This is a genomic window from Streptomyces sp. NPDC028298, assembly GCF_055565895.1.
Genome location: NZ_JBVHTL010000003.1, coordinates 185,281 through 210,095, shown reverse-complemented (window position 1 = coordinate 210,095; position 24,815 = coordinate 185,281). Strand labels below are relative to the sequence as shown.

Annotated in this window: 21 protein-coding genes; 15 read left to right on the top strand and 6 right to left on the bottom strand. The window is 70.9% G+C overall.

Features of this window, described 5'->3' with window-relative positions; all coding sequences use genetic code 11:
* Positions 1–5 precede the first annotated feature (5 nt).
* A complete protein-coding gene (locus ACZ4TO_RS16140; RefSeq protein WP_385039829.1) occupies positions 6–809 on the bottom strand; it encodes an alkaline phosphatase family protein in 804 nt (267 codons plus the stop codon).
* Between the two features lie 434 nt (positions 810–1,243).
* Between ACZ4TO_RS16140 and ACZ4TO_RS16135 the strand changes: the two genes are divergently transcribed.
* The 7 genes from ACZ4TO_RS16135 (at position 1,244) to ACZ4TO_RS16105 (ending at position 8,929) form a co-directional block, all read left to right on the top strand.
* A complete protein-coding gene (locus tag ACZ4TO_RS16135; protein ID WP_468024465.1) occupies positions 1,244–3,103 on the top strand; it encodes a glycosyltransferase in 1,860 nt (619 codons plus the stop codon).
* Between the two features lie 7 nt (positions 3,104–3,110).
* Positions 3,111–3,539, top strand: a complete 429-nt coding sequence (locus tag ACZ4TO_RS16130) for a hypothetical protein (protein WP_385039835.1) — start codon at positions 3,111–3,113, stop codon at positions 3,537–3,539.
* A 149-nt stretch (positions 3,540–3,688) separates the two neighbouring features.
* Positions 3,689–4,477, top strand: coding sequence for a glycosyltransferase family 2 protein (locus ACZ4TO_RS16125; RefSeq protein WP_385039838.1), 789 nt, complete (start codon positions 3,689–3,691; stop codon positions 4,475–4,477).
* Complete coding sequence (locus ACZ4TO_RS16120; protein WP_468024464.1) at positions 4,474–5,745, top strand: glycosyltransferase family 2 protein; 1,272 nt, start codon at positions 4,474–4,476, stop codon at positions 5,743–5,745. The genes ACZ4TO_RS16125 and ACZ4TO_RS16120 overlap by 4 nt, the downstream gene beginning before the upstream one ends.
* Positions 5,746–5,755: 10 nt before the next feature.
* Positions 5,756–7,093: a lipopolysaccharide biosynthesis protein gene (locus tag ACZ4TO_RS16115; protein WP_385039844.1), complete on the top strand. Its 1,338-nt coding sequence runs from the start codon at positions 5,756–5,758 to the stop codon at positions 7,091–7,093.
* On the top strand, positions 7,090–8,097 hold the full coding sequence (locus ACZ4TO_RS16110) for a glycosyltransferase family 2 protein (RefSeq protein ID WP_385039847.1): 1,008 nt from the start codon (positions 7,090–7,092) through the stop codon (positions 8,095–8,097). The genes ACZ4TO_RS16115 and ACZ4TO_RS16110 overlap by 4 nt, the downstream gene beginning before the upstream one ends.
* Positions 8,098–8,125: 28 nt before the next feature.
* The gene (locus ACZ4TO_RS16105) at positions 8,126–8,929 is read left to right on the top strand and encodes a polysaccharide deacetylase family protein (protein WP_385039850.1); all 804 of its coding nucleotides are present in this window, start codon (positions 8,126–8,128) and stop codon (positions 8,927–8,929) included.
* 52 nt (positions 8,930–8,981) lie between these two features.
* On the opposite strand, the gene ACZ4TO_RS16100 is transcribed toward ACZ4TO_RS16105, so the two are convergent.
* Genes ACZ4TO_RS16100 through ACZ4TO_RS16090 form a run of 3 tightly spaced genes read right to left on the bottom strand, consistent with a single transcriptional unit; the run spans position 8,982 to position 12,078 of the window.
* Positions 8,982–9,812: a glycoside hydrolase family 16 protein gene (locus tag ACZ4TO_RS16100; RefSeq protein WP_468024463.1), complete on the bottom strand. Its 831-nt coding sequence runs from the start codon at positions 9,810–9,812 to the stop codon at positions 8,982–8,984.
* Positions 9,809–11,026: an NAD(P)-binding domain-containing protein gene (locus tag ACZ4TO_RS16095; protein WP_468024462.1), complete on the bottom strand. Its 1,218-nt coding sequence runs from the start codon at positions 11,024–11,026 to the stop codon at positions 9,809–9,811. The genes ACZ4TO_RS16100 and ACZ4TO_RS16095 overlap by 4 nt, the downstream gene beginning before the upstream one ends.
* Positions 11,023–12,078: a phosphotransferase family protein gene (locus ACZ4TO_RS16090; RefSeq protein WP_382786973.1), complete on the bottom strand. Its 1,056-nt coding sequence runs from the start codon at positions 12,076–12,078 to the stop codon at positions 11,023–11,025. The genes ACZ4TO_RS16095 and ACZ4TO_RS16090 overlap by 4 nt, the downstream gene beginning before the upstream one ends.
* A gap of 139 nt (positions 12,079–12,217) precedes the next feature.
* Between ACZ4TO_RS16090 and ACZ4TO_RS16085 the strand changes: the two genes are divergently transcribed.
* Complete coding sequence (locus tag ACZ4TO_RS16085) at positions 12,218–13,450, top strand: carboxylate--amine ligase (RefSeq protein WP_468024461.1); 1,233 nt, start codon at positions 12,218–12,220, stop codon at positions 13,448–13,450.
* A gap of 131 nt (positions 13,451–13,581) precedes the next feature.
* Here ACZ4TO_RS16085 and ACZ4TO_RS16080 read toward each other — a convergent pair whose 3' ends face one another.
* Positions 13,582–14,268 (bottom strand): glycoside hydrolase family 16 protein, encoded by a 687-nt coding sequence (locus ACZ4TO_RS16080; protein WP_382786978.1) that lies wholly within the window; start codon positions 14,266–14,268, stop codon positions 13,582–13,584.
* Here ACZ4TO_RS16080 and ACZ4TO_RS16075 point away from each other — a divergent pair.
* Both ACZ4TO_RS16075 and ACZ4TO_RS16070 read left to right on the top strand, forming a co-directional pair.
* Positions 14,246–14,572: a hypothetical protein gene (locus tag ACZ4TO_RS16075; RefSeq protein WP_468024460.1), complete on the top strand. Its 327-nt coding sequence runs from the start codon at positions 14,246–14,248 to the stop codon at positions 14,570–14,572. The two genes, ACZ4TO_RS16080 and ACZ4TO_RS16075, sit on opposite strands and share 23 nt — an antisense overlap.
* 750 nt (positions 14,573–15,322) lie before the next feature.
* Complete coding sequence (locus ACZ4TO_RS16070) at positions 15,323–17,272, top strand: SMI1/KNR4 family protein (RefSeq protein ID WP_468024459.1); 1,950 nt, start codon at positions 15,323–15,325, stop codon at positions 17,270–17,272.
* Between the two features lie 175 nt (positions 17,273–17,447).
* On the opposite strand, the gene ACZ4TO_RS16065 is transcribed toward ACZ4TO_RS16070, so the two are convergent.
* Complete coding sequence (locus ACZ4TO_RS16065) at positions 17,448–19,154, bottom strand: subtype B tannase (protein WP_468024458.1); 1,707 nt, start codon at positions 19,152–19,154, stop codon at positions 17,448–17,450.
* Between the two features lie 368 nt (positions 19,155–19,522).
* On the opposite strand from ACZ4TO_RS16065, the gene ACZ4TO_RS16060 reads away from it, so the two are divergent.
* From ACZ4TO_RS16060 to ACZ4TO_RS16040, 5 genes are all read left to right on the top strand, one after another.
* Complete coding sequence (locus ACZ4TO_RS16060; protein ID WP_382786989.1) at positions 19,523–20,605, top strand: NADH-quinone oxidoreductase subunit B family protein; 1,083 nt, start codon at positions 19,523–19,525, stop codon at positions 20,603–20,605.
* A gap of 50 nt (positions 20,606–20,655) precedes the next feature.
* Positions 20,656–22,437 (top strand): nickel-dependent hydrogenase large subunit, encoded by a 1,782-nt coding sequence (locus ACZ4TO_RS16055; RefSeq protein WP_382786991.1) that lies wholly within the window; start codon positions 20,656–20,658, stop codon positions 22,435–22,437.
* A 91-nt stretch (positions 22,438–22,528) separates the two neighbouring features.
* Positions 22,529–23,443 carry a NifU family protein gene (locus ACZ4TO_RS16050; protein WP_382786993.1) on the top strand — a complete coding sequence of 305 codons (915 nt, stop codon included), beginning with the start codon at positions 22,529–22,531 and terminating at the stop codon, positions 23,441–23,443.
* Positions 23,440–24,177, top strand: coding sequence for a DUF5947 family protein (locus ACZ4TO_RS16045; protein ID WP_468024457.1), 738 nt, complete (start codon positions 23,440–23,442; stop codon positions 24,175–24,177). The genes ACZ4TO_RS16050 and ACZ4TO_RS16045 overlap by 4 nt, the downstream gene beginning before the upstream one ends.
* Positions 24,174–24,815: a DUF6084 family protein gene (locus ACZ4TO_RS16040; RefSeq protein WP_382786999.1), complete on the top strand. Its 642-nt coding sequence runs from the start codon at positions 24,174–24,176 to the stop codon at positions 24,813–24,815. Before ACZ4TO_RS16045 ends, ACZ4TO_RS16040 begins: the two co-directional genes overlap by 4 nt.

Here is a 24,815-nt window from a genome sequence, read left to right as displayed (position 1 = left end):
GAACGTCACTTCCACACGTCGACAGGTTCCGCCTCGACGCTGTGGTGGAGGGGTGTGAGGCCGTACGCGTCCAGCAGCATGCGCAGAAGTCCGAACTGGTTGTTCGGCTGGTCGTCGTCGCCCGGCCGGACGTGCTCACCGACCAGGACGGTGGGGATGTGGTTGGGCCCCTGTCCGTCGTCCTCGTCCCAGGTCACGACGAGCAGGCTGTTGTGGGTCATGGCCCAGTCCGCGTAGGCCCCGAGACTGTTCCGCAGCCAGGTGTCCCCTTGTCGCACACCGCCGTCGTGCATGTCGTGTTCGAGGTCCGGGACGACGAACGAGACCGTCGGCAGATCCTTGAAGTCCCGGGGGAAGTCGGTCCAGGGGCGGTTGGCGGAAGCGGGAAGGTTGTCGAAGTTCACCCAGGGGTTGTGCCGGCGCACGTACGGGCCGCTGGAGCAGCCGGTGAAGCCGACGCGGGGCATGCTCTGCGCGTACCCCACGAACGTACGACCGTCCTGGAGGAGTTGGGAGCCGAGGTTGCGCGACGTGAGCGTGTGCGGGCAGGAGTCGTCGTCGACCCCCAGGTAGGAGCCCGAGAAGAGCGCCAGGTAGTTGGGCTGGCTGGGGTGGGTCAGGGCGTAGAACTGGGTGAGCGAGGCACCCCGCCGGGCCAGTTGGTTGATGTAGGGGGCATCCGGGCTGCCGATGACGGCGTCGTACGACTGGTCCTCCTCGATCACCACGACGACATGGTCCGGACGGGGGATCCCGGACGCGGCCGACGACTGGTCGCAACCCGCTGTCGTCAGGAGCGTCAGCACCACGGCCGCCCAGGCGAGAATCCCTCTCGTCAGGGGGCCTCGGGTCCCCCGCCGTGCGCCGCCCACTCGTGGCTTCACCGCTCTCCCTCCGGGCACCGTTTCGACGCGCGCCGTGCGTGATCGCCGCGAGCCGCCACTTGCAGCCATCGGAAATACCGTCACAATCAGTACTAATATCCCTTACCGGTCGACATCGTGTACTGATGTGGACCGACGAACGGGAGTGCCGTCGGCCGGTGTCACGGATGGCCGTTCGCAGGAACGGGAGACCCGTTCGCCGGAACGGGAGACCGACAGACCGGATCCGGAAGGTGCCAGATGCGTCGAGTCAACGCCCTTGTCGCCCGCGGCGGGAGGGCGGCGGGTTCTTCCGAGGAGCCTGGGTGCCGCGTGAGGGGGATCGTCGTCGGAGCACCGGCTCTCCGGGAAATCTCTTCATGGGCAGGCTCCAGACGCTGACGAGCGGGCGCATGGCGTCCTTCACCAGCGCCGTGGCGCGGCGGCCCGGTGCGGCCGCCGGGGAGCCGCGCGACTCCGGCCCGGCGACGGCGCGCCAGTGGACGGCGCGCTTCATCCTTCCCGTGGCCCTCACCCTCTGGCTGTTGTCGTTGCGCCACGTGCACCTGATCGGGATGCGCGACTACGGCCTGCTGCAGGTGCTGCCGGTGCTCTTCTGGGTCGCCCTCGGCCTGCTCACGCTCGGCTTCTGCCTGGCACTGACCGACCGGCGGACCTCCGGTGGATGGTTCGGGGCCTACGTCCTCGGGCTGATCGCGGTCATCCACGCGACCCCCACGCTGCTCTACCCGGCGCTGCGCTACAGCTGGGCGTGGAAACACGTCGCGGTGACCGACGCGGTGATCCGCCACCACGGCGAGGTGCCCCACGCGGGCAAGCTCGCCATCTACAACCAGTGGCCCGGCTTCTTCGACCTGAACGCGTTCTTCCTGCAGGCCACCGGCCTGGATTCGGCGCTGGGCTACGCGACCTGGACCCCGCCCGTCTTCAACGCCGTCCTGCTCGCTCCCCTGCTGCTGCTCTACCGGACGGTGACGCGTGACCGGCGGCTGATCTGGGGGGCGGCCTGGATCTACTACTCGTGCTCCTGGGTCGGCCAGGACTATTTCGCTCCCCAGGCCTTCGCGTTCCTGCTCTTCGTGACCATGATCGCGCTGGTCATGGGGCAGTTGCCCACCTCGGTGCTGCACCGCGGTGGCGACATGCGCTACATCCGTACGGGTGACACGCGGGCGGGCGACATCCCCACGGGCCGATGGCCCGTGGGCCGGTTCGTGCTGGTCATGGTGCTCGCGGCCGTCATCATCTCCTCGCACCCGCTGACACCGCTCATGCTGATCAGCGCCCTGGTGGTGCTGTCGATCCCGCGGCGCAACCGGCGGATCGTGCTGCCCGTCCTGGCCGGCACGGTGCTGCTGGCCGTGGTCTGGGACGCCACCGTCGCCCGCCCCTACATCTCGGAGAACCTGAACGACTTCCTGGGCTCGCTGCTGAAACCCGACACCAACGTCGTGTCCGGGCTGGCGGCCCTCGGGACGGCGGCCCCGGGCCATGTCGTGGTCGCGTGGGTCGACCGGGCCCTGTCCGCCGCGGTCTTCGTCCTGGCGGCCGTCGCCTTCCTGGCCCGCCCCTGGGTCCGCCGCACCGGCCTGCCCCTGCTCGTCCTGGCTCCGCTGCCGGTCCTGGCGGCGAACGCCTATGGCGGCGAGATGATCTTTCGCGCCTATCTGTTCGCGCTGCCCGCCGCCTCGCTGCTGATCGCGGTCCTCCTCCTCGAACGGGGCAGTCGGCCGCGCCTTCAGGTGCTGGCCGCCTGTCCACTGCTGATCGCCCTTCTCGGGGGACTCATGTTCGGCTACTACGGCAAGGAATCGTCGAACTACTTCACGAAGGACGAGGTGGCGGCCGGGCGCTTCGTCGCGGCCACCGCTCCCCCCGGCTCCACGGTCGTCTCGTTGACCTCGGCCGTCCCCGGCCTGTACGCGCGCTACGACGAGAACCCGCAGGTGGAGTTCGACCAGCAGGACATCGGCGACCGGCGGCGCCTGGTGAAGGATCCGGTCAAGGGCCTGGAGGGGTTCCTCCAGCAGGCCACCCCGCAGCAGCCCGCCTACATCATCCTGAGCCGGGCCCAGGCCGCCGACATCTACCAGACGGGCATCCTGCCCGCCGACCTCATGAGCCGCATGAACTCGGCCCTGTCGAAGAACCCGGACTACTTCCCCGTCTACCGCACCAAGGACGCGGTGGTCTACCGGTACCAGGGCACGAAGAGCTGAGGGGGCCATGACCTCCCTGCGCTGGGGGCTCGCACTGTCCGGCTGGGTGACCCTGGCGGTGGTCACCCTCCTGCCGGACGCCCTGGTCCTGCGGGGTGTGGTGGCGACGGCGTTCCTGCTCGTCTGCCCCGGCCTGGCGGCCTCCCGGTGGGCCCGTCCGGGTGCGGTACGCGCGTGGGACCGCACGGCGCTCCTGGAAACGGGTGTCCTGGCGCCGACGCTCAGCGTGTCGATGGCGGTCCTCGTCGTGGAACCGCTGTTCCTGTGGGACGCCTTCACCGTCACCCGGGCGCTGGTCGTGCTGGCCGCCGTCACCTCCGCGCTGACCCTGCTGCCCAGGCGTGGCGGATGGTCGCGCCGGGCGTCGCGAGCCGCCGGGAACACGGCCCCGGGGGCGGCCGACAGCGGTCGGCCCGAGCCTCCCGCCTCGGAGTGAGACACCGGCGGCCCCTCCGAGCTGCCGCAACACTCCACGTCAGGCGCCACCCGAACATTCCCGTCGCCGTCTTGACGTCTCCCACAAATCGGGTAAAGGTGTAGATATACGTTGTAAACGTATACCGTAGGCCGCGCACCCGGAGATGCATGATCATGTACAACGACCCGATCATCAGTGACCAGCGAGACGCCGAGACACACGGCACCGTCAGTCTGGTCGTGCCTGCCCTCAACGAGGCGCGCAACATCGCGTGGGTCTTCGATCAGATCCCGGCCTGCGTGGACGAGGTGATCCTCGTCGACGGCGACTCCACCGACGCCACGGTCCCCATGGCCCAGCACTGCCTGCCGACCGTGCGCAACGTCCGGCAGAGCGGCCCCGGCAAGGGCAACGCCCTGCGCACGGGCTTCCTCGCCGCCAAGGGCGACTACGTCGTGATGATGGACGCCGACGGCAGCATGTCACCGGCGGAGATCCCCCACTTCGTGCACTTCCTCGACCACGGCTACGACTTCGTCAAGGGTTCGAGGTTCGTCGCGGGCGGCGGTTCGCTCGACATCACCCCCATCCGCAAGATGGGCAACCACGTGCTCCTGCTCGCCGCCAACAAGCTGTACGGCGCGTGCCTGACCGACCTCTGCTACGGCTTCTGCGCCTTCCGGCGCAGCTTCCTCGACCAGCTCGACCTGCACGCCGTCGGTTTCGAGATCGAGGCCGAGATGATCGTGCACGCCCTGCGCTCCGGTCTGCGCATCGCCGAGGTCCCCAGCCTCGAACTGCCCCGGCGCAGCGGCTGCTCGAACCTCCACGCCATATCGGACGGACGCCGGGTGCTGCGCACCCTGCTCTCGGAGCGCCCGGGCGCCCGCTCCTCCTCCGCCCGGCACGCCTCGGCGCGCCCCTCCTCCGCCCAGCCCGAGCGGAGCGCATCGTGACCGCCGCGGCGGTCCGCTCCCCGGTCGTGCGGCCCCCCGTGCCGGTGGTCGACATCGACCTGGCCCGCCCGGGCGAGTTCCGGCTGCCCGGCGACCAGGGGCCGGCCCGACCGCGGAGACAGGCCCGCGCACTCGTACGCCTGCACGGTCGCCCCCTCGGCATGGTCACCGCCGGCAACGCCCCCGGACCGGACGGCCTGTGGCGGGCGCTGGCCGACACCGCGAACGTGGAACTGGCCGAGCAGCTCACCCGGCTCCGCGCCGTGGACCGGGCCGAGCCCTCCTCCGGCGGCGTCCGGCACCCCGCACTCCAGCAGGCACCCGCCATCAGCGTCATCGTGGCCACGCGCGACCGGCCCGAGATGCTGCGCCGCTGCCTGCGGTCGCTGCTGCGCTCGACGTACCCCGAGTTCGAGGTCATCGTGGTCGACAACGCACCGGCCGACGGTACGACCGAGGCCCTGATCCGCCAAGAGTTCGCCGGACGGGTCCGCTACGTCCGCGAACCCGTGGCCGGACTGGCCCGCGCCCACAACACCGGTTTCGCCAGGGCCCGCGGATCCGTCGTCGCGTTCACGGACGACGACACGCTCGTCGACCCCGGATGGCTCCCGGCGCTGGCCGGGACCTTCGCCCGCGACCCACGGATCGGGTGTGTCACCGGCCTGATCGTGCCCGCCGAACTGGAGACCCCGGCCCAGAACGCCCTCGAACGGCAGGGCGGTTTCGCGAAGGGGTACGTGCCGCGCAAGTGGTCCCTGTCCGATCCGCCGGGCGACCCTCTGTTCCCGTTCACCGCCGGCCGCTTCGGCTCCGGCGCCAACATGGCGTTCCGTACCGACGCGCTCCGCGCGCTGGGCGGCTTCGACACCGCGACCGGTGCCGGGACCCCCGGCCGCGGCGGTGACGACCTGCTCGCCTTCTTCGAGATCCTGACGGCCGGTCACACCCTCGCGTACCAGCCGAGCGCCATCGTCTGGCACTGTCACCGCCGCACACGGGACGCCGTCGCCGCGCAGGCGTTCGGCTACGGCGCGGGACTCGGCGCCTATCTCACCGGCGCGCTGCTGAGGAACCCGCGCCGGCTGCCCGCCCTGCTGCTGCGACTGCCCCGCGGCATCCGCTACGCCATGACCAGGTCACGCGCCCGGAGCGCCGATCCCGAGGCCGGCTGGTCCCGGCACCTCGCGCTCCTGGAGACCAGGGGCATGATCTACGGACCCTGCGGATACCTCCGCGGACGTCTCACCCGCGCCGGAACCCGATGAGGTGGGCGGCTTGGACACCACCCCGGTGACCGACTCCGCCGCGAAAGGCACCCCGCTGCGACGCCCCCTGGTCATGCTGCGCGCCGGTGTCGCCGCGGTGCTCCCGGGCGAGCCCGTGCTGCGCACGGGACACGTCCTCGCGGTGAGTTCCCTCGTCAACGCCGGCCTCGGCTTCTTCTTCTGGACCTTCGCGACCCATTGGTACGACGAACGGACCGTGGGCCTGAGCTACTCGGCGCTCATGGCGTCCCTCCTGCTCACGGGCATCGGGCAGCTCAACCTGAACGACTTCCTGGTGCGGTTCGTGCCGACCGCGGGCCGCCGCAGCCGCCGTCTGGTCCTCACCTGCTACGCGGCGAGCACGGCCTTCAGCGTGGTCGTGGCCCTGATCTTCCTCGCGATGGTGCCCTTGGTGGAACCGAGGCTCGGCTTCCTGCTGACACCGGTCACCGCGACCTGTTTCGTGGTGGCGACCGCCGGATACGCCGTCTTCGTCCTGCAGGACGGCGCGCTCACCGCGGTCCGCATGCCGGGCTGGGTCGTGGGCGAGAACCTGATCTTCGCCGTCGTGAAGATCGTGCTGCTCGCGCTCGGAGCGGCCCTGGGCTTCTTCTCCGGCATCCTGCTGTCGTGGGCGGGCGCACTGCTGGTGTCGCTGGTCGTCGCCAACTTCGTCCTGATGCGCCGGGGCATCCCCCGGCACGAGCGGGAGACGACGGCAGCTCCGCCACCGCCCCGCATGCTCAAGTACGCCGCCGCCGACTACGTCGGCTCCCTGTTCCGGACGGCCGGGTACACGCTGGTCCCGCTGATCGTGCTGAACAACTGCGGCGCCGAGCAGAGCGCCTTCTACTCGGTCGCCTGGGGCGTCGCCTACGTCCCCTACCTGATCGCCCGCAACATGGGCACGTCGCTGCTCGCGGAGTCCGTACGCGGGCCCGGACGGCTCGTGGAGCACTCTCGGCGCGTGCTGCGCCACTCGGGACTGCTGCTGGGCGCCGTCACCCTCGTCCTGGTCGTCGCGGCCCCGCAGATCCTGTCGATCTTCGGTGCCTCGTACGCCGCCGAGGGAACCACGCTGCTGCGGCTGCTGGCCCTGTCGGCGCTGCCGAACCTGCTGCTGAGCGTGGCCATCGACGTGGTCCGGGCGCAGCGGCGGCTGCGCTGGGCGGTGTGGCTCCAGGCGGCGATGTGCGTCCTGGTGCTCGGGCTCACCCATGTGCTGCTGCCGGTGGCCGGCCTCGCGGGCGCCGGCCTCGCCTGGCTCGTCACCCAATGCCTGATCGCCGGCTTCCTGGTCGTCTCCCGGTCCCGCTGGCTCGTCCCCGTCACCGAAGGATCGTCATGAACAGCGCACGCTCCGCCGAACGCACCGTCCCCACCCTGGCGGTGGTCATCTGCGCCTACACCCTGGACCGCTGGGGGGACCTGCGGGCCGCGATCGCGTCGGTGCTGGCCCAGGACCCGCCCGCCGACGAGGTGGTGCTGGTGGTCGACCACAACCGGGCCCTCCTGGAGCGGGCCGAGCGGGAGCTGTCCGGCGTCCGCGTGGTGCCGAACCAGCGGCGCCGCGGTCTCTCAGGGGGTCGCAACACCGGAGTGGCGGTCTCCGAGGCCGACGTGGTGGCCTTCCTCGACGACGACGCCACCGCGGAACCGGGTTGGACGGCCCGTCTGCTGGCGCCCTACGGCGACCCGCGGGTGAGGGGTGTCGGCGGTTTCGTCCGGCCGTGGTGGGCCACCGAACGCCCCTTGTGGTTCCCGCCGGAGTTCGACTGGGTCGTGGGCTGCTCCTACCGGGGACAGCCCCTGGAGGCCGCCCACGTACGCAACTTCATCGGCGCCAACATGTCCTTCCGGCGAAGCGAACTGATCGCTGTCGGCGGCTTTCTCGACGCCCTCGGACGCGTGGGCAGCCGTCCGGCGGCGAGCTGCGACGAGACCGACCTGTGTCTGCGGATCGCCGCCCGCGACCCGGAGGCCGTCCTGCTGTACGAGCCGAGGGCCGAGATACGACACCGGGTCCCGGCGTCCCGTACGAGCTGGGGGTACTTCCGCAACCGCTGCTACATCGAGGGGCTGTCCAAGGCGCTGGTGGCGCGGCGCTGCGGCAGCGGACCGGCGCTGGCCAACGAACGCGTGTACGTGCGGTCGGTCATCCCGCGTGCCCTCGCCCGCAACCTCACCCGGATCCGCCGCCCCGGCGCGCTGCGCACGATCGCGGCGCTGTCCGGGGGTGTCGGCGCGACCGTCACCGGCTATCTCGTCGGGTCGATCCGTCCCCTGGGCTCGCGGGACTCCTCGCTCCGTCCGCGAGGAGCGGCGGAGCCGACGACGATGGCCCGGGCATGAGCACGGCACCGACCACGAAGGCCCGGTCATGAACGTCGTCCCCGTCTTCCTGTATCACGCGGTGTCGGACGACTCACCGTCGTGGCTCGCGCAGTTCACGGTCAGCCCCCGCACGTTCGTGGAGCACCTGGACATGATCGCGGACAGCGGGCTGCGCGTGATCCCCCTGCGCAGGCTGGTCGCGGCACTGCTCGGCGGCTCCCCGGTGCCACCACGCTCGGCGGTGCTGACCTTCGACGACGGATACGCGGACTTCGCCACCACGGTGGCTCCGCTGCTCGCAGCACGGGCACTGCCCTCGACCCTGTACGTGACCACGGGCGCCCTGCGTCCCTCGGCGAGCATGCCGTTCCCGTCCGCGGCGACGCTGACCTGGTCCCAGGTCAGGGAGTTGGACGCGGCCGGGGTCGAGATCGGCGGGCACACCGAGACGCATCCGCAACTGGACACGCTGCCCCGGACCCGGGTGCGGGAGGAGGTGGCCGGCTGCAAGCGGCGGCTCGAGGACGAACTCGGGCACCCCGTCGACTCGTTCGCCTACCCGCACGGCTACTCCAGCCGCTCCGTGCGCGCGTCGGTGCGGGAGGCGGGCTGGACGTCGGCCGCCGCCATCCGGGCGGCCTCGGCGTTCAGTTCGGAGCGGGACGACCCCCTGCGGTTCGCCCGGCTCATGGTCCAGGCCGACATGGGCCGGGACCGCTTCGCTCACTGGACGAGCGGCACGGGAGCCCCCGTGGCACCGTTCTCCGAAGGGCTGCGGACAAGGGGCTGGCGGGCCTACCGCCGGGCTAGAGCGGTGGCCGGGCTGCCGTACCGGGCGATACCCGCCTGATCCACCGGCCCACAGCAGAACCACCGGGACCGGAAGGCCCCCTGACGGTGCGTCAATGCTGCCAGACCCGGACCCAGTCCACGAGCATCCGCGCCGAGTCGGTGCCCGGGGGCGGGGTGTAGGGGAGGCCGACGGCCAGGTTGAGGATGACCTCCATGGGCTCGTGGGGGATGCGCTCGGGCTCGCTCACCCGGAAGCGTTCGATGCCGTCCACGTACCAGACGAGGCGGTCCTTCTCCCAGAGCAGCCCGAAGACGTGATAGCCGTCGGGAAAGCCGTCCGAGGTGAAGGTCCCCCGCTGCTTCCTCTCCTCGCCGTCGGCGTTCCGCCAGTGCACGAACATCGACAGCGTGCGCGGCGTGCCGAGGAACTCCATGATGTCGATCTCGGGCGGGGTGTAGCGGCTCGCGGGCATCATCCAGAACTCGGGCGCCATCCCGCCCTCGGACGGGATGCGGATCGCCGCCTCGAAGTAGCCGTAGGTGAAGGTCTTCCGCGGCTGGGCGTACCAGTTGTCCCGGCCGGTGGAGATCATGCCGGACACCCAGGGGTAGACCTTGCCGTCGCTGCCGCGGACGGAGCGGCGCTCGGCGTCGAGGCTCACCTTGCCCCCGCTCACGGTGACCTGACCGGGCTGGTACCACTCCAGTTCGTGGTTGGTGCTGATGGTGCAGCCGCGGTCGTTCCAGTCGTAACACGTGGCCCAGCGGTTCTTGTCGAGGCGTGAGCCGTTGAAGTCGTCGTGGAAGACGAGCCGCCAGTCGCCCTGTGCCGGGGGCCGGGGCGTCGTCGTCCCGGAGGTGGTCCCGGGCGCGGGCCCGCCGGCACCGCATGCCACCAGCAGCAGCATGAGCGCGCCGAGCAGCACACCTCGCGCGTTCATCGGCGGGTACGTGTCCCTGCCGCGACGGAGCGGGCCACCCGGCGCGCTGCGAATTGCGTGCCCGCGACGAACCTCAGGACGGGACCGAAGGTGGGGGCGGCGGCCAGTCCGGTGAAGAACAGGCCGGGCACGGAGGACTCGAACCCGGACGACAGCCTCGGTGCGCCGTGGACCGTCCATATCTCCCGCCGGAGCCGGGGTGCCAGCAGTCGCAGCCGGTCGACGTCCACCCGGTATCCGGTGGCCAGCAGCAGATGGCCGGCCCGCAGCACCCTCGTCCCCGCGTCGGCGTCCACGAGGTCGAGGCGCACCATGCCGTCCTCGGCCTCCGAGGAGCGGACCGTACGGCCGCACAGCACGGGGATGTCCTCCATGCGGGGCCGCAGCCACCAGCCCCCGGACGGTCCGAGCACGTCGTGCACCAGCCGCGCCCGCAGGCCTGGCGGCAGATGGCGGATGGCACCGCCGCCGTGGCAGCACGCCAGCAGCGACCAGCCCGGTCCGAGCGGCGAACCCGGCTTCAGCATCCGTACCGGACGCGGCCGGTCGGACGGCCGGTCCGTGGCGGGCGGGCTGCCGAACGCGACGGCCGGCGCGCGTGCGATCACGGTGGGAAGGGCCCCGGCCTCGTGCAGCAGAGCGGCGCTCTCCAGGGCCGACTGACCCGCTCCGAGGACGGCGACCCGCTGCCCGGAGAACCGGGAGAGATCACGGTGCCGACTGGTGTGGGAGACCAGTTCCGCGGGGAGCCGGCCGGCCAGTTCCGCGGGTTCGTGGGCGAAGGGGACCTGCCCGGTGGCCATCACCACGTTCTCGGCGAGGAACTCCTCCCCGGAGTCCAGGGTGACGCCGAACAGCCCGTCCACATGCTCGACGCCACGGACGCTCCGGCGCTCCAGTTCCGGCACGCGGCGCTCCTGGAACCATCGCCCGTACGCGATCATCTCGTCGACGGGGATGGGGTACCGGTCGCCCACCGGTCCCAGTCCCCGCGCCGCCCGGAAGTCCTCCAGCCGGTATCCGGACTCCGGCGCGGAGATGGAGGAGGCGGCGGGGACGGACTTCAGATACATGCCCATGGGCATGTTGGTGTGCCAGGACTCCATGGGTTCGCCGAACACCCTCCGCGCCGTCCCCGACGCGCTCAGCCAGGCGGCCGTGGCGAGCCCGTAGGGGCCCGCCCCGATGACGACCGTGGGCGCCGGCGCCGTCACAGCCGTGCACCGGCCCAGCGGGCGCATTCGTCGAGCACGGGTGCCACCGTGTGGGTGATCCACCCGTAGCTCTGGCCGAACCTCGGCGATTTGCGCACGTTGTTCGCCACATGCCACAGCCAGCTCAGGAGGGGGATCGCCACCGGGTCGGCGACGTCGCGGTCCGGGTCGAGGCCGGCCACCGCGAGCAGGGCGCGGTCGGCGTCCGGTACCCGGCCGGCGCGCAGCGTCTCGGCGACGAGGCCGCCCAGCGGACGCCCGGTGAGGGTGCTGCGCAGGGCCACCGCAAAGGTGTACGCGTCGATCTCGCAGGGCCCGTCGACGCGGCCGCTGCTCCAGTCGAAGACGCCGGTGACCTGGAGGGGGACGCGGCCGAGCAGCACATTGCCTGGGTGGTAGTCGCCATGGGTCCAGCCCTCGGTCAGCTCGGCACCGGCCAGGGCGGCGTCCAGCCGGTGGCGCAGCGCCTCGAACGCGGCCGCCCGCCTGCCGGAGCGGTAGCGGGGCATCCCGGACGACAGCGCCGTGAGCTGCGACTCGCACCAGGCCGGGATCCGGTCGGCCGCCGCACGGGGTCGCCCGGTGGCGGCCCGCAGTTCCGCCAGCAGGCGCAGGGCGGGGGCCACGATCGCGGGGGCGTCCTCGGGCGTGTCCAGGATCAGCCGCTCCGCCGGGACGCCCGGGAGCGTGTTCTGGGCGAAGGTCCCCTGGGGCCCGGGCGAACCGACGACCCGGGGCAGGAGGGCACGCCAGGGAGCGAGCCGGCTGTCGGCGTCGAGCTCCTGGAGGACCTCCCGCTCCCGCGCCGTGACGGCGGCCCCCGCCTCGTTCCTGGGGTGTTTGACGACCAGGCTTCCCGTGCCGCGCCGCAGCTCGAACATCAGGAGACCCGCCTCGGGCAGCGAGGGCCGCCGGACGACGGTGATGTCCCTGGGGCCGGCGCCGCGTACGAGCCAGTGGGCCCGGAGACGGTCGTCGAGGCCGGCCAGCGCCCGCGGGAAGTAGAGGGGCAGCAAACCGGAGAGCGAGGACATCTTGGCGGGTGTCTTCATACCAGACCTCGCCGGGCCGTCGTCGGCACGACCCTCGGTTGCCGGGGATAATGGATACGGCGATCTGTCACATATAAGTAGATCTGCAAGCTTCATCCATATTAGTTCCTTTCGGGAGAAGCTTCCCGGAGAGGGGCGGGTGGTCTTCTTGCTCGACGACGAGGTGCCCGTCCTCCTCGCCCGGATCGGCAACTATCCGCTGCACCACGGCAGTCTGGGCGTGGTGCGCACGGTCGGGCGGCTGGGCGTCCCGGTCCACGCCGTCGTCGAGGACCGCTTCACCCCGGTCGCCCTCTCGCGCCACCTCACCAGCGGGTTCGTATGGCCGACGACCGGTCGTGAGGAACCGCTGGGGCTGGCGGAGGGCCTGCTGTCGATCGGCCGCAGGATCGGCGGCCGGTGTGTGGCGGTGCCGACGGACGACGAGGCGGCGATCGTGCTCGCGGAATACGCGCACCTGCTGAAGGAGTGCTTCCTGATTCCGCCCGTACCGGCCCATCTGCCGCGGCTGCTGGCCTGCAAGGCGAGCCTGCACCGGATCTGCGAGGAGGTCGGCGTCCCCTCGCCGCGGTCACGGGCGCCGACGAGCCGTGACGAGCTGGTCGACGCGGGCCACGCGCTCGGATATCCACTGGTGCTCAAGAACCTGGCGCCGTTCAGCCGGCTCCGTACCCCGGCCGTCAGCGGCACCACCACCGTGGTGCCCGACGAGCGGGCGCTCCTCGACCGCTTCCCGGGGGCCGCGCCGCCGCCCGTCCTCGTGCAGGAGTACATCCCCAGGCAGCAGGCGGAGGACTGGATCACCCACATCTACGCCGGTGCGGACGGGGTGCCGCGCGCCCTGTTCACCGGCTTGAAACTGCGCTCCTGGCCTCCGTACGCGGGCATGACCGCCCGCGCGGTGGCATTGCGCAACCCCGAACTGGCCGGGCTCGCGGAGCGGCTGTGCCGCCGCGTCGGATACAGCGGACTCGCGGACCTCGACTGGCGCTACGACCGCCGCGACGGGCAGTACAAGCTCGTCGACTTCAACCCGCGCACCGGCGCCCAGTTCCGCCTGTTCGAGAACGTCCACGGCGTGGACGTCGTCCGCGCCATGCATCTGGACCTGACCGGCCGGACCGTGCCGGAGGGCGCACAGGTCGAGGGGCGGGTCTTCGTCGCCGGTCAGCTGGACTTCGCGTCGGTGGCGGCGTGGCTGCGCCGCGAGCGCCGGCTGCCGCCCGACCTCCGGAGCGAGCGGCCCACCGAGCGGGCCTGGCTGTGCCGGGACGATCCCCTGCCGGCCGCGGCCGAGGCGGTCCGGTTCACGGCGCTGGTGACGTGGCGTCTGCTGCGGCTGGGCCGGTCCGGTCCGGCGGGGTGCCACTGACCGGACGCACGTCGCGCCCGGGCTCCGGCCGCGTGAAGCGGTCGGCGCCCGGGCGCGATGGCGGGGTCTGCCCGGCGTGACAGTGGAGTGTGCCCGGCTCGACGGTGAAGTCGGCGCCGCCGGACCTCACATCAGTGCTGCCAGACCCTCACGTAGTCGACCTTCATGTCGGCGGGAGCCACGTTGGTTCCGCTGTGATCGGGATTGATTCCGTTGTTGAGGATCAGATACATCGGGGAGGACGTGATCCCGGAGGTGATCTGACCGACCTGCTTTCCGTCGTAGTAGTACGTGACGGAGCCCTGCTTCCATTCGGCGCCGAACGTGTGCCAGCCACCGGAGTAATTGCCGGAGGCACAGCCTCCGGGACCACCCGCCGTGGAATGGAAGTGATAACAGGCGGAGCCGCCCAGACCTTCCATGACGTCCAGCTCGCCGTCCGTCGGCCAGTTCTGCCCGTCCACCCAGAACTGCGGCCAGTTGGCCATCTGCGACCCGGACGAAGGCGTGTAGATACGGGACTCGAAAGCGCCGTAGGTGAACTGGGCCTTGCCGTTGCTGTTCACCAGACCGGAGACGTACGGGTACGTCTTGCCGTCGACGGTGGTCGACTGCTGCTTGAGATTCAGGTGCAGGGATCCATCGGCGACAGTGACCTGCGACGGGGAATAGGCGGACGCCTCGGCGGAGTTCACCGGCTTGGTGGCACACCCGGAACAGCCGAACCAGTTCGCGTTCCACTTGGAGGTGTCGAGTGCGGTGCCGTTGAATTCGTCGCTGAACACCTGATGCCAGGTGCCGCCGATACCGGCGGGCATCGCCGCGCCCGTGGACGGCGCCGAGGAGGTCGCACTGGGGGTCGGCGTCGAAGCCGGGGTCGACGCGGGTGCCGACGCCGGGGTGGACGGCGGAGTCGAGGTCGGAGTCGAGGCCGGGGTCGACGCGGGCGTGGACGTCGGTACCGGTGCGGCGGTGGACGGCGGCGTCACAGTAGGGGCCGCGGTGGACGGCGGCGTCGCGGTCGGCGTCGCGGAGGAACCGGTACCGGCCGAGGGGCCCGAGGTGAAGGACTTCACCGGAGAGACGCTGTGCCAGCGGTCGTGGAACTTGTACGCCACGTAATACGTGTAGGTGCCGGCCGGGAATGAGCGGGAGCCCGAAGTGAAAGCGGTGGGCCGCGTTCCCAGAGTGGCCGCGGTGGCGCCGGGGAAGTCGTACTTGCCGCCGTCGGCGGACCGTACGGCCACGGTCAGTGCCTGCAATTTGATCGTTTTGGCGCTGTGGACCGCGGCAGTGGCTTTGGACTGTCCGTTCGAGGCGGCCGAGACGGAAAGAGAATCGACCACGACGCCGGGAGTCGACGCCTCCGCTTGGCCCGTTTGCGTAAGGACGCCTCCGGCGACCGCGGAAGTGGCGACCGCGAGCGCACCCAATTTCATTCGCATGGTGCGAGGACGACGGTGTTTAGCAATATCAGTTGTGCGATTCATTGGCATGTACGCGTGACCTTTCGCCCCCATGCGACACAGGTGTGCCACGCAAAACCGGTGGGCAATGGCGGACTGAACGGTGATGGACTCTGCGGGAGGTGAACCGGATCCGCAAGTACCTGACCACCCCCGGAGCACCCCATTCCTCAGGGGAAATTCATGTCCCGCACTGGAGTTGACCGGGTCGGGCCCGGTCCAGTGATGTCCGACACGTGACGGGGCAATTCGGTCATACACTCCAAATCGCATGCCATCGGCTCCAGTCGGCAGCCATCGGCCCCAGTCGCCCGGACGTCGGGCGCCGACGGGGACACCGCGGCCGACCGCGTCACCGACGGCGCGCGCCGGGCCACTGTCAGTGGCGGGTGGCAGCATCGGATTCATGACCGAGACCACGACCTTCGCCTGGCGGCCCTTCCTGCTCACCTGGAGCGGGGAGTGGGCGGATTCCCTGCCAGAGGACGAGACACGGGACGAAGGCGACGCGAGCGCCCGGCAGGCGCGCTGGCTGGGATTCCCGCCCGCGCCCGAGGACCGGATCGCGGCCATGGAGGAGCGCCTGGGCCGGCGCCTTCCCCCGTCGTACCGGGAGTTCCTCAAGGTCACCGACGGCTGGCGGCACGCGGGCGGGTTCGTGTGGCTGCTGGCCGGGACGCAGGACGCCGACTGGCACGACGACGCCTCGGGACTCGGGGCGTCGTTCGAGGAGTATCTGGACGAGGACGCCGGGCCCGAGGAGCGGCGGGAGGCGGACATCTGGCGGCGCGGACTGCAGCTCGACGTGGAGTCGGACGCCACGTACGTCCTCATGGATCCCGAGGACGTGGACGAGGACGGCGAGTGGGCCGTGTACACGTGGGCGAGCTGGCGCGCCGAGGCACCCGAACGGCACGCGAGTTTCCTGGAGTTCATGCGGGACATGCACCGGGAGTTCCACAGTCTGCGGGCACACGGACGCGACGGCGAGCCGGCGTTCGTCAACGGCACGACACGGGAGCAGGACGCCCGGGTGGCCGGGGCCCGGCTGGAGGCGCTGGGCGGCGGCTGGGAGCGGGCCGTTGCGCTCCTCGACGAGGCCAGGAGTTACGGCAGGCCCGGGGCCGCAGGCCTGGGTGACCAGATACGGCGTCTGCTGGGCCAGACCTACATGGTGTATTTCGAGGACCTGGTGACGGACCCTCGGTACGCGCCCGATCTCCTGCCGCCGCTGGTCGCCGAACACGCGGCGAACTCGAACTGGGACGACTCCACGCTGAAGTTCCACCTGCGGGGTGCGGACGACGACCTGGTGTCACTGGCCTTCGCGACACTGGATCAGGTGAGGGGCGGCGCCTATCGGTACGCACCGGGCGGACCGTTCGGGGAGGCGGTCGAGCGGGCGCGGGAGACGGCGCGGTGGGGGGACACGGACGGGGCGTGGCGGACGCTGAGGGACGCCGTGCCCCTGTGGGAACCGCTGGGACCCCACCACCTGGCACCGCTGGGGTGGGTGGCCGACCCCGTGCTCGGCCCGCTGCTGACCCCGGAGCGGGGCCGAGAACTGCTGTCCACCCCGAGGGGAGGGCGGTCCGGTGAGGTGCCGGAGCCGACGCCCGGCCTCGACCCGGGCGGGCTGGCCTGGCTCGCTGAACCGGAGCCGGGCGACGACGGCAGGTCCTATCGGTTCGTCCTGGTGGAGGGCGTGGAGCCACAGGAACTGCCCGGACGTCTCGCGGACGACAGCTCCGGGCTCGACGATCCCAAGACCCGCTGGGAGGCACGGAGCGGATCGCTGCGCGGCAGGCGGGAGTTCTCCTCCTACGGGGACGAGGCCCTCGTGGCGGTCGGCCGGGCCGGCGACGGCTGGAGCTTCGCCTACGACGGCAACCCCGCCCCCTTCGGCAGGCAGCGGTTCGTGTCGCCGGCGGCGCGCGCGGGCACGGCCTCCCGCGCGGTGGTGGTGTGGAGCGGCCTCGGGACGCGGCACGGGGAGCCGTTCTTCCACCTCTCGGTGGCGTGGGACGGCGCCGAACAGTACGCGTTCACGTACGCGGGCGGGGAGGTCCGGCGGAGCGGGGAGATACCGGAGTCGCTGGATCCCGACCGGTTCCTCGGCGGACCGGAGGACAGCCACGAGGCGGAGCGGCGGCTGCTCGAAGCGGTGGGCGCGGAGTTCGGGGTCCATCTGCCGCGTCACGCGATCCGGAGCGGGCGGCTGCACTCGTTCACCACACGCTCGTGGACCCGACCTCCCGGGGAGGGAGAGACGTACATGACGATCTGGGTGGATGCGGGAGCCCCACTCCCCGCGGCCGTCGAACCGACGGGAGACCACATACCGGGGAGCGAGTAGCGGGCGGCCGGGCCGAAGGCTCCGGGCACTCCCCCGGCCCGGCCGGGCCACCCCCCGGCCCGGCCACCCCCGGATCGGGTCCCGCCCATGGACGGGACCCGGCGACTCACAATCGGCTCGGCCGGTGCGGCCAGGGCCTGTCCGACAATGCGCGTCGTCGCCCGAAGGGCGGGCCCTAGCGCGGGGTGGGGCCGTGGTGCGGAGGGGCGAGCGGGTCGCCGGCCTCGGCGGCCACCTCGGCGATCCAGGCCATGGCCTCGGGCACGTCGTAGTTGCCGGCGTGCGGCTGGTTCCAGGCGAGCCGGTAGTCGACGTTCTTGACCTGCTTGTCCGCCTCCAGCGCCCGGTCCAGGTTGACCGAGATGATGAAGGAGGTGTCCCGGTCGCGGGTGCCGTTGCGGACGTACCAGTTCGGCGCGGTGTCGGCGCTCGTGCCGACGAAGTCCATGGGGTCGATCAGATGGATCTGGTCGTCGAGGGTCGTGCTCTTCTTACCGGTGTACTGGTCCCACGTCAGCCCGGTGTCGTCGATGCCGCTGCCGTCGCCGGCGACGTCGTTGTGGTTCCAGCTCCACTCGGTGTAGTTCATGTACTTCTGGGTGTACGGGCCGAAGAGGTTGGTCTCGGTCCCGCTGGTGGTGTTCCCGTGCACGCCGACGGCGTCGAAGGCGGGCGTCGTCTTCAGCTTGGCCTGGGTGGCGACGAACGCCAGGTACTTCGCCATGTCGACCGACAGCACCTTGTCCGCCGCGTTGTCGACGTCGATCCAGTCGTTCACGTACGACTTGGTGGTGGTCCCGCCGGGCCCGCCGGAGGTGATGTCGAAGGTGGCTCCGAGCGCCGGAACGGTGTTGGCCGGGTCGGCCTTCATATAGGTCTCCGCGGAACGGATCACCTCCTTCTTGATCGTGTCGAGCATGTCGTCGGCGGTGAGCCTGGAACCGTCCGGGTTACGGAGCTTGAGGCTCTTCTCGTACGCGGGGAACCCGGCCGCGATCTCGGCGGCGTCCGCGGGCGTGGCGTTCGAGCCGGTCGCGTCGCGGGTGCCGAGGACGTTGTAGAGCCATTCGTAGGCCGTGTCGGCGTTGCCGAGGTCGGTGATCGGGCAGTACGCGTCGACCGCGAACACGTCGTCGCGCAGGGTGCTGCGGCCCTTCGCGTCGATGCCGGCCGCACCGATCGCGGCGAGGTAGGAGTCGTACTCGGCGCTGTTGCCCGAGGCGCCCAGGATCGAGGACAGCGCGCCGCCGCCGCTCGTTCCGTTGACGACGATCCGCTCGGCGCTGCCGGGCATGACGGCGTCGTTGAGGCGGAGGTAGCGGACCGCGGCCTTGGCGTCGACCACCGCGGCGGGGGCCTTGCCCGGCGAGGACCCGTCGGCGCCGACCAGGCCTCGGCTGCGGTTGGCGACGTCCACGAAGACGTACCCGGCCTTCAGCGCCGCGCCGACGTTGCTCGTGGCGCTGTTGTAGGACGCGCCGTCGGCGACGCTCGCCCGGATGTAACTGGCCATCCAGCCGGCGTTGTTCACCGCGAAGTAGACCGGCGCGCGCTGGTCGTCGAAGGCGCTCTCGGGCACGAAGACGTTCATGCTCTCGTAGCCGCAGCGCGTGTTCGCGATGGTGGTGGTGCCGTTGATGCCGGACTGCTGCGCGGCCGCGGCGACCGGGGCGGCGACGTAGCAGAGTTCCTTGTAGGAGCGGACCTTGACCGGCTGCCCGTCGACGGTCACGGTGAGCGTCGTGTAGGCGGCGGCGTCGAAGGCCAGAGCGGCGTCCTCCGGGTCCACGACGTGTGCGTGCGACGCGGAGTGCCCCTGGGCGGCGAACGCGGACGAGGGCATCGCGAGCGCCGTCAGGGCCAGTGAGCCCGCTATCGCCATGCCCCGCACACGACGCCCGCGGCCGGGGGCGCGTCCTTCCGCTTCACCCGCCGGGCGGGCGGAGCCTGCTCGACCGGAGGATTCCGAGAGCGACTGCATGGGGTCTCCTCTTGTTGCGTATCGAGTGATCCACTGACACCTCGGGCCCAAGGCGTCACGCACGCTACAAGATTGTTAACAAAATACCCAGCAATTTTGCGAACATTTCGCGCCATCCGGCGGCCGCCCCACGGCACGCCTCCGCCGCGACGGGGGTGCGGGACGGCGATAGGGCCCGTTCGCACTTACCGGCGACGCCTCCTGGCGGTCACCATGGGAGAGGCTGTTTGGCCAGCTATGACCTGAATGAGCTGATCCCAGGAGGGCTCATGGACGCCCCGACCGCGACGACGGCGGGCCCGGCCGCGCAGGACGACGCGCAGGAGGACCCGACCGTCCACATTCTCTGGATCAACGCGGGGCTGAGCTGCGACGGGGATTCGGTCTCGCTGACCGCCGCGACCCAGCCGAGCATCGAAGAACTGGCCCTCGGCGCGCTGCCGGGGCTCCCCAAGGTGGCGGTCCACTGGCCGCTGATCGACTTCGAGTGCGGGCCCGTGGAGGGCGCCGACAATTTCGTCGAATGGTTCTTCAAGGCCGACCGGGGCGAGCTGGAGCCCTTCGTGCTGGTCGTCGAGGGGTCCATCCCGAACGAGCGGGTCAAGCCGGAGGGCTACTGGTGCGGCTTCGGCGACGATCCGGAGACGGGTCAGCCGATCACCACCAGCGAGTGGCTGGACCGGCTCACCCCCAAGGCGCTCGCCGTGGTCGCCATCGGCACCTGCGCGACGTACGGCGGCATCCACGCGATGGCCGGGAACCCGACCGGCGCGATGGGGGTGCCGGACTACCTCGGCTGGGAGTGGAAGTCCAAGGCCGGCATTCCGATCGTCTGCATCCCGGGCTGCCCCGTGCACCCGGACAACGCCTCCGAGACCCTGCTCTACCTGCTGTACCAGGCGGCGGGCGCGGCACCCATGATCCCGCTCGACGAGGAGCTGCGGCCGACGTGGCTGTTCGGGGCCACGGTCCACGAGGGCTGCGACCGCGCCGGCTACTACGAGCAGGGGCAGTTCGCGAACGAGTACGGATCTCCCGAGTGCCTGGTCAAACTCGGCTGCTGGGGCCCGGTGGTCAAGTGCAACGTGCCCAAGCGCGGCTGGATCAACGGCGTGGGCGGCTGCCCGAACGTCGGCGGGATCTGCATCGCCTGCACCATGCCGGGCTTCCCCGACAAGTTCATGCCGTTCATGGACGAGCCGCCGGGCGGCCATGTGTCCGCGACGGCGAGCGGTATCTACGGATCCGTCATACGACGCCTGCGGAACATCACCGCGAAGACCGTCGACAAGGAACCGAAGTGGCGCGGCAAGGGCGAGGAGCTCACGACCGGCTACAAGGCCCCGTGGTGACCACGGACACCCGCTGAGCAGGACACTCGACAGGAAGGTGGCGCGGCACCATGGCGACGGCGACGAACAAGCCGGCCGGTGACGGCCTCACGGAGATGTCGTGGGACCCGATCACCCGCATCGTCGGCAGTCTCGGCATCCACACCAAGATCGACTTCAAGGCGAAGCGGGTCGCGGAGTGCTACAGCACCTCGTCCGTCTTCCGCGGGTACAGCGTGTTCATGCGCGGCAAGGACCCGCGCGACGCGCACTTCATCACCAGCCGGATCTGCGGCATCTGCGGCGACAACCACGCCACGTGCTCGGTCTACGCCCAGAACATGGCGTACGGCGTGGCTCCCCCGCACCTCGGCGAGTGGATCATCAACCTCGGCGAGGCCGCGGAGTACATGTTCGACCACAACATCTTCCAGGAGAACCTGGTCGGCGTTGACTACTGCGAGCGGATGGTCCGCGAGACCAACCCCGGCGTGCTCGAACAGGCCGAGCGCACCGAGGCCCCGCACGCGGCCGACCACGGCTACCGCACCATCGCCGACATCATGCGCTCGCTCAACCCGCTGGAGGGCGAGTTCTACCGTGAGGCGCTCCAGGTCAGCCGCTACACCCGGGAGATGTTCTGCCTGATGGAGGGACGCCATGTGCACCCCTCCACGCTCTACCCGGGCGGTGTCGGCACGGTCGCGACGATCCAGCTCTTCACCGACTATCTGACCCGGCTCACCCGCTACGTGGAGTTCATGAAGCGGGTCGTCCCGCTGCACGACGATCTCTTCGACTTCTTCTACGAGGCCCTGCCCGGGTACGAGGACGTGGGCAGGCGCCGGGTGCTGCTGGGCTGCTGGGGCGCCCTGAACGACCCGGAGTACTGCGACTTCCAGTACGCCAACATGGAGAACTGGGGCCGGCGGATGTTCGTCACCCCGGGCGTCGTCGTGGACGGCAAGCTGGTCACCAACAGCCTCGTCGACATCAACCTCGGCATCCGCATCCTGCTCGGCAGTTCGTACTACGAGGACTGGTCGGGCATGGAGAAGTTCGTCGAGCGGGACCCGCTCGGCAACCCCATCGACGAGCGGCACCCGTGGAACCAGCACACCATCCCGGCCCCGCAGAAGCGGGACTTCGACGACAAGTACAGCTGGGTCATGTCGCCGCGCTGGTTCGACGGCACCGACCACCTGGCCCTGGACACCGGCGGCGGCCCGATCGCCCGGCTGTGGTCCACGGCGCTCTCCGGTCTCGTCGACATCGGCTACATCAAGGCCACCGGGCACAGCGTGCAGATCAATCTGCCGCGCACGATGACCAAGCCCGAGATGGCGCTCGAGTGGAAGATCCCGCAGTGGAGCAACGCCCTCGAACGCAACCGGGCCCGCACCTACTTCCAGGCGTACGCCGCCGCTGCCGCCCTCCACTTCGCCGAGCAGGCGATGGAGGAGGTACGGGCCGGACGCACCCAGACCTGGGAGAAGTTCGACGTGCCGGACGAGTCGATCGGCTGCGGCTTCACCGAGGCCGTCCGGGGTGTGCTCTCCCACCACATGGTGATCAGGGACGGCAAGATCGCCAACTACCACCCGTACCCGCCGACCCCGTGGAACGGCAGTGTGCGCGACAGCTACGGCACACCGGGCCCGTACGAGGACGCGGTGCAGAACACGCCCATCTTCGAGGAGAACCCGCCCGAGAACTTCAAGGGCATCGACATCATGCGGGCCGTCCGCAGCTTCGACCCGTGTCTGCCGTGCGGTGTGCACATGTACGTCGGCGGCGGGCGGACCGTGGAGCAGACGCACCTGCCGACGGGGCTGAGCGGACTGGCCGGCTGACCTTCCCGGGATCCGGCGTTCATCGCGATCCGACGTTCATCGCGATCCGTCCTTCCTCGCGATCGACCTTCCTCAGGAGAGGGGCTTGCCGATGGCCGGACAGGAGACGGGCGAGCGGATAGGCGCGCTGCTCGACGAGCTGGCGCAGCGGGCGGGACCGGAGGCGCGCGACATCGCGGACGAACTGGTGCGCTGCCTCATGGAGTTCTACGGCGAGGGCCTGGCCCGGACCGTACGCCTGCTGCGCTCCGCCCCGGACGGCGCGGATCCCCTCGCCGTCCTCACCGCCGACGAACTCGTCAGTGACCTGCTGATCCTGCACGATCTGCACCCCGAGGACACCGCGACCCGGGTGGGCCGCGCCCTCGACAAGGTCCGCCCCTACCTCGGCTCGCACGCGGGTGACGTGGAGGTGGCGGGCCTCGACCTGGAGACCGCCGACGGTCCGACGCTGCGGCTCAGGCTGCGCGGCAGTTGCGACGGCTGTCCGTCCTCCACCCAGACCGTGCGCTGGACCATCGAGGAGGCGGTCGCCCGGATCGCCCCCGAGATCGCCCACATCGAGGTCGAGGGCATGACCGACGGGAGCCCGGAGCCGGCGCTGCTGCAGATCCTGCCGCACCGCCCGGACGACGCCCCGGGCGAGGCGGCGCCCTCCGCGGGACCGGGCGAGGCGGCGCGCTGGTACGAACTCGTCCCGGGTTCCTTGCCTGCGGGCGACGGCGGCACCGGAGTCACCGAGGTGGCGGGCCGCGCCCTCCTGCTGATCCGTCTGCCGGGCCAGTTGTACGCGTACCGCGACCGCTGCCCCCTGTGCGCGGCGGGCCTCGCCGGAGCCGTCCTGGACGGTGAACTGCTGGTCTGCGCGGGCTGCGGCGCCACGTTCGACGTCCGCCGGGCGGGCCGGGGCGACCAGGGCCATCTGGAGCCCGTACCCCTGCTGGAGGAGGAGGACGGGTCGGTGCGGGTGGCACTGCCCGGTGAGCTGCTGGGGGCGGGACCGTGACCACCGACATCCTCAGGCAGTTCAAGCGCAGGCCACCGCCCGAGGGCGAACGCTGCGACCTGTGCGGGGAGCCGCTGCCGGCCGAACACCGGCATCTCGTGGACACCTCCCGGCGGTCCCTGAAGTGCTCCTGCCCGCCCTGCCATCTGCTGTTCACCCGGCCGGGCGCGGGACAGGGCCGGTTCCGGGCGGTCCCGGACCGGTATCTCACCGACCCCGGGTTCGTCCTGGACGAGGCCGACTGGAACCGGCTGCAGATCCCCGTCGCGCTCGCCTTCTTCTTCCGCAACTCCGAACTCGGCCGGCTCGCCGCCTTCTATCCGAGCCCGGCGGGCGCCACCGAGAGCGAACTCGACCCGGCGACCTGGGACGCGGTGCTCGGCCGCAGCGAGCTGGCGGGGCTGCTGGAACCCGATGTGGAGGCGCTGCTGCTGCACCGCGGTCGCGGCGGGGCGGTGACCTGCACACTCGTCCCGGTCGACGTCTGCTACGAACTGGTCGGACGGATGCGGCTGCACTGGAAGGGCTTCGACGGCGGTGCCGAGGCCCGCGCGGACATCGCGGAGTTCCTGGAACGGATCACCGCGAGCGCCCGGCCGCTGGAGCACGCGGGAAGCGGGGACGACTCCGGGAGCCTGGAGAGGACCGGGAGCGCGCGGACCGCCCGGGACGTCGAGAGCTCCGGAAAGGTCGAGAGCGCCGGGAACGCGGAGAGCTCCGGGGGCGCCCCGTGACCGATCTCCAGTTCACCTGCACCGGTGTGCGCCCCGAACCGTTCGGCGCCGGGCCCACGCTGCTGTTCGGGCTGCGCATCGAGGAGGCGGACCACCAGCCGGTGCACGCCGTCGCGCTGCGCTGCCAGATCCGTATCGAGCCCGCCGGGCGGTCCTACGATCCCGAGGAGGTCGGCATGCTGGGCGACCTGTTCGGTGAGCCGAGCCGCTGGAGCAGCACGCTCAAGCCGCTCCAGTTCGCCCACACCTCCATCACGGTCCCGGGGTTCACCGGCTCGACCGAGGTCGATCTCCCGGTGCCCTGCACCTACGACACCGAGGTCGCGTCCGCGTCGTACTTCCGGGCGCTGTCCCGCGGCGAGGTCCCGCTGCTCCTGCTGTTCTCCGGCACGGTGTTCACCGGCCGCGACGGCTTCCGGGCCGAGCCCGTGCCCTGGCACAAGGAGACGTCGTACCGGATGCCGGTGGACGTCTGGCGGAACATGATCGAGCAGTACTTCCCCAACTCGGGCTGGCTCCGCGTCCGGCTGGACGTCCTGGACGCCCTGCGCCGCTACCGGTCCGCGCGCGCCCTGCCCTCCTGGGAGCGGGTCTTCGACGAACTCCTCGCCACCGCCGACGCGAAGGGGGCCGACTGA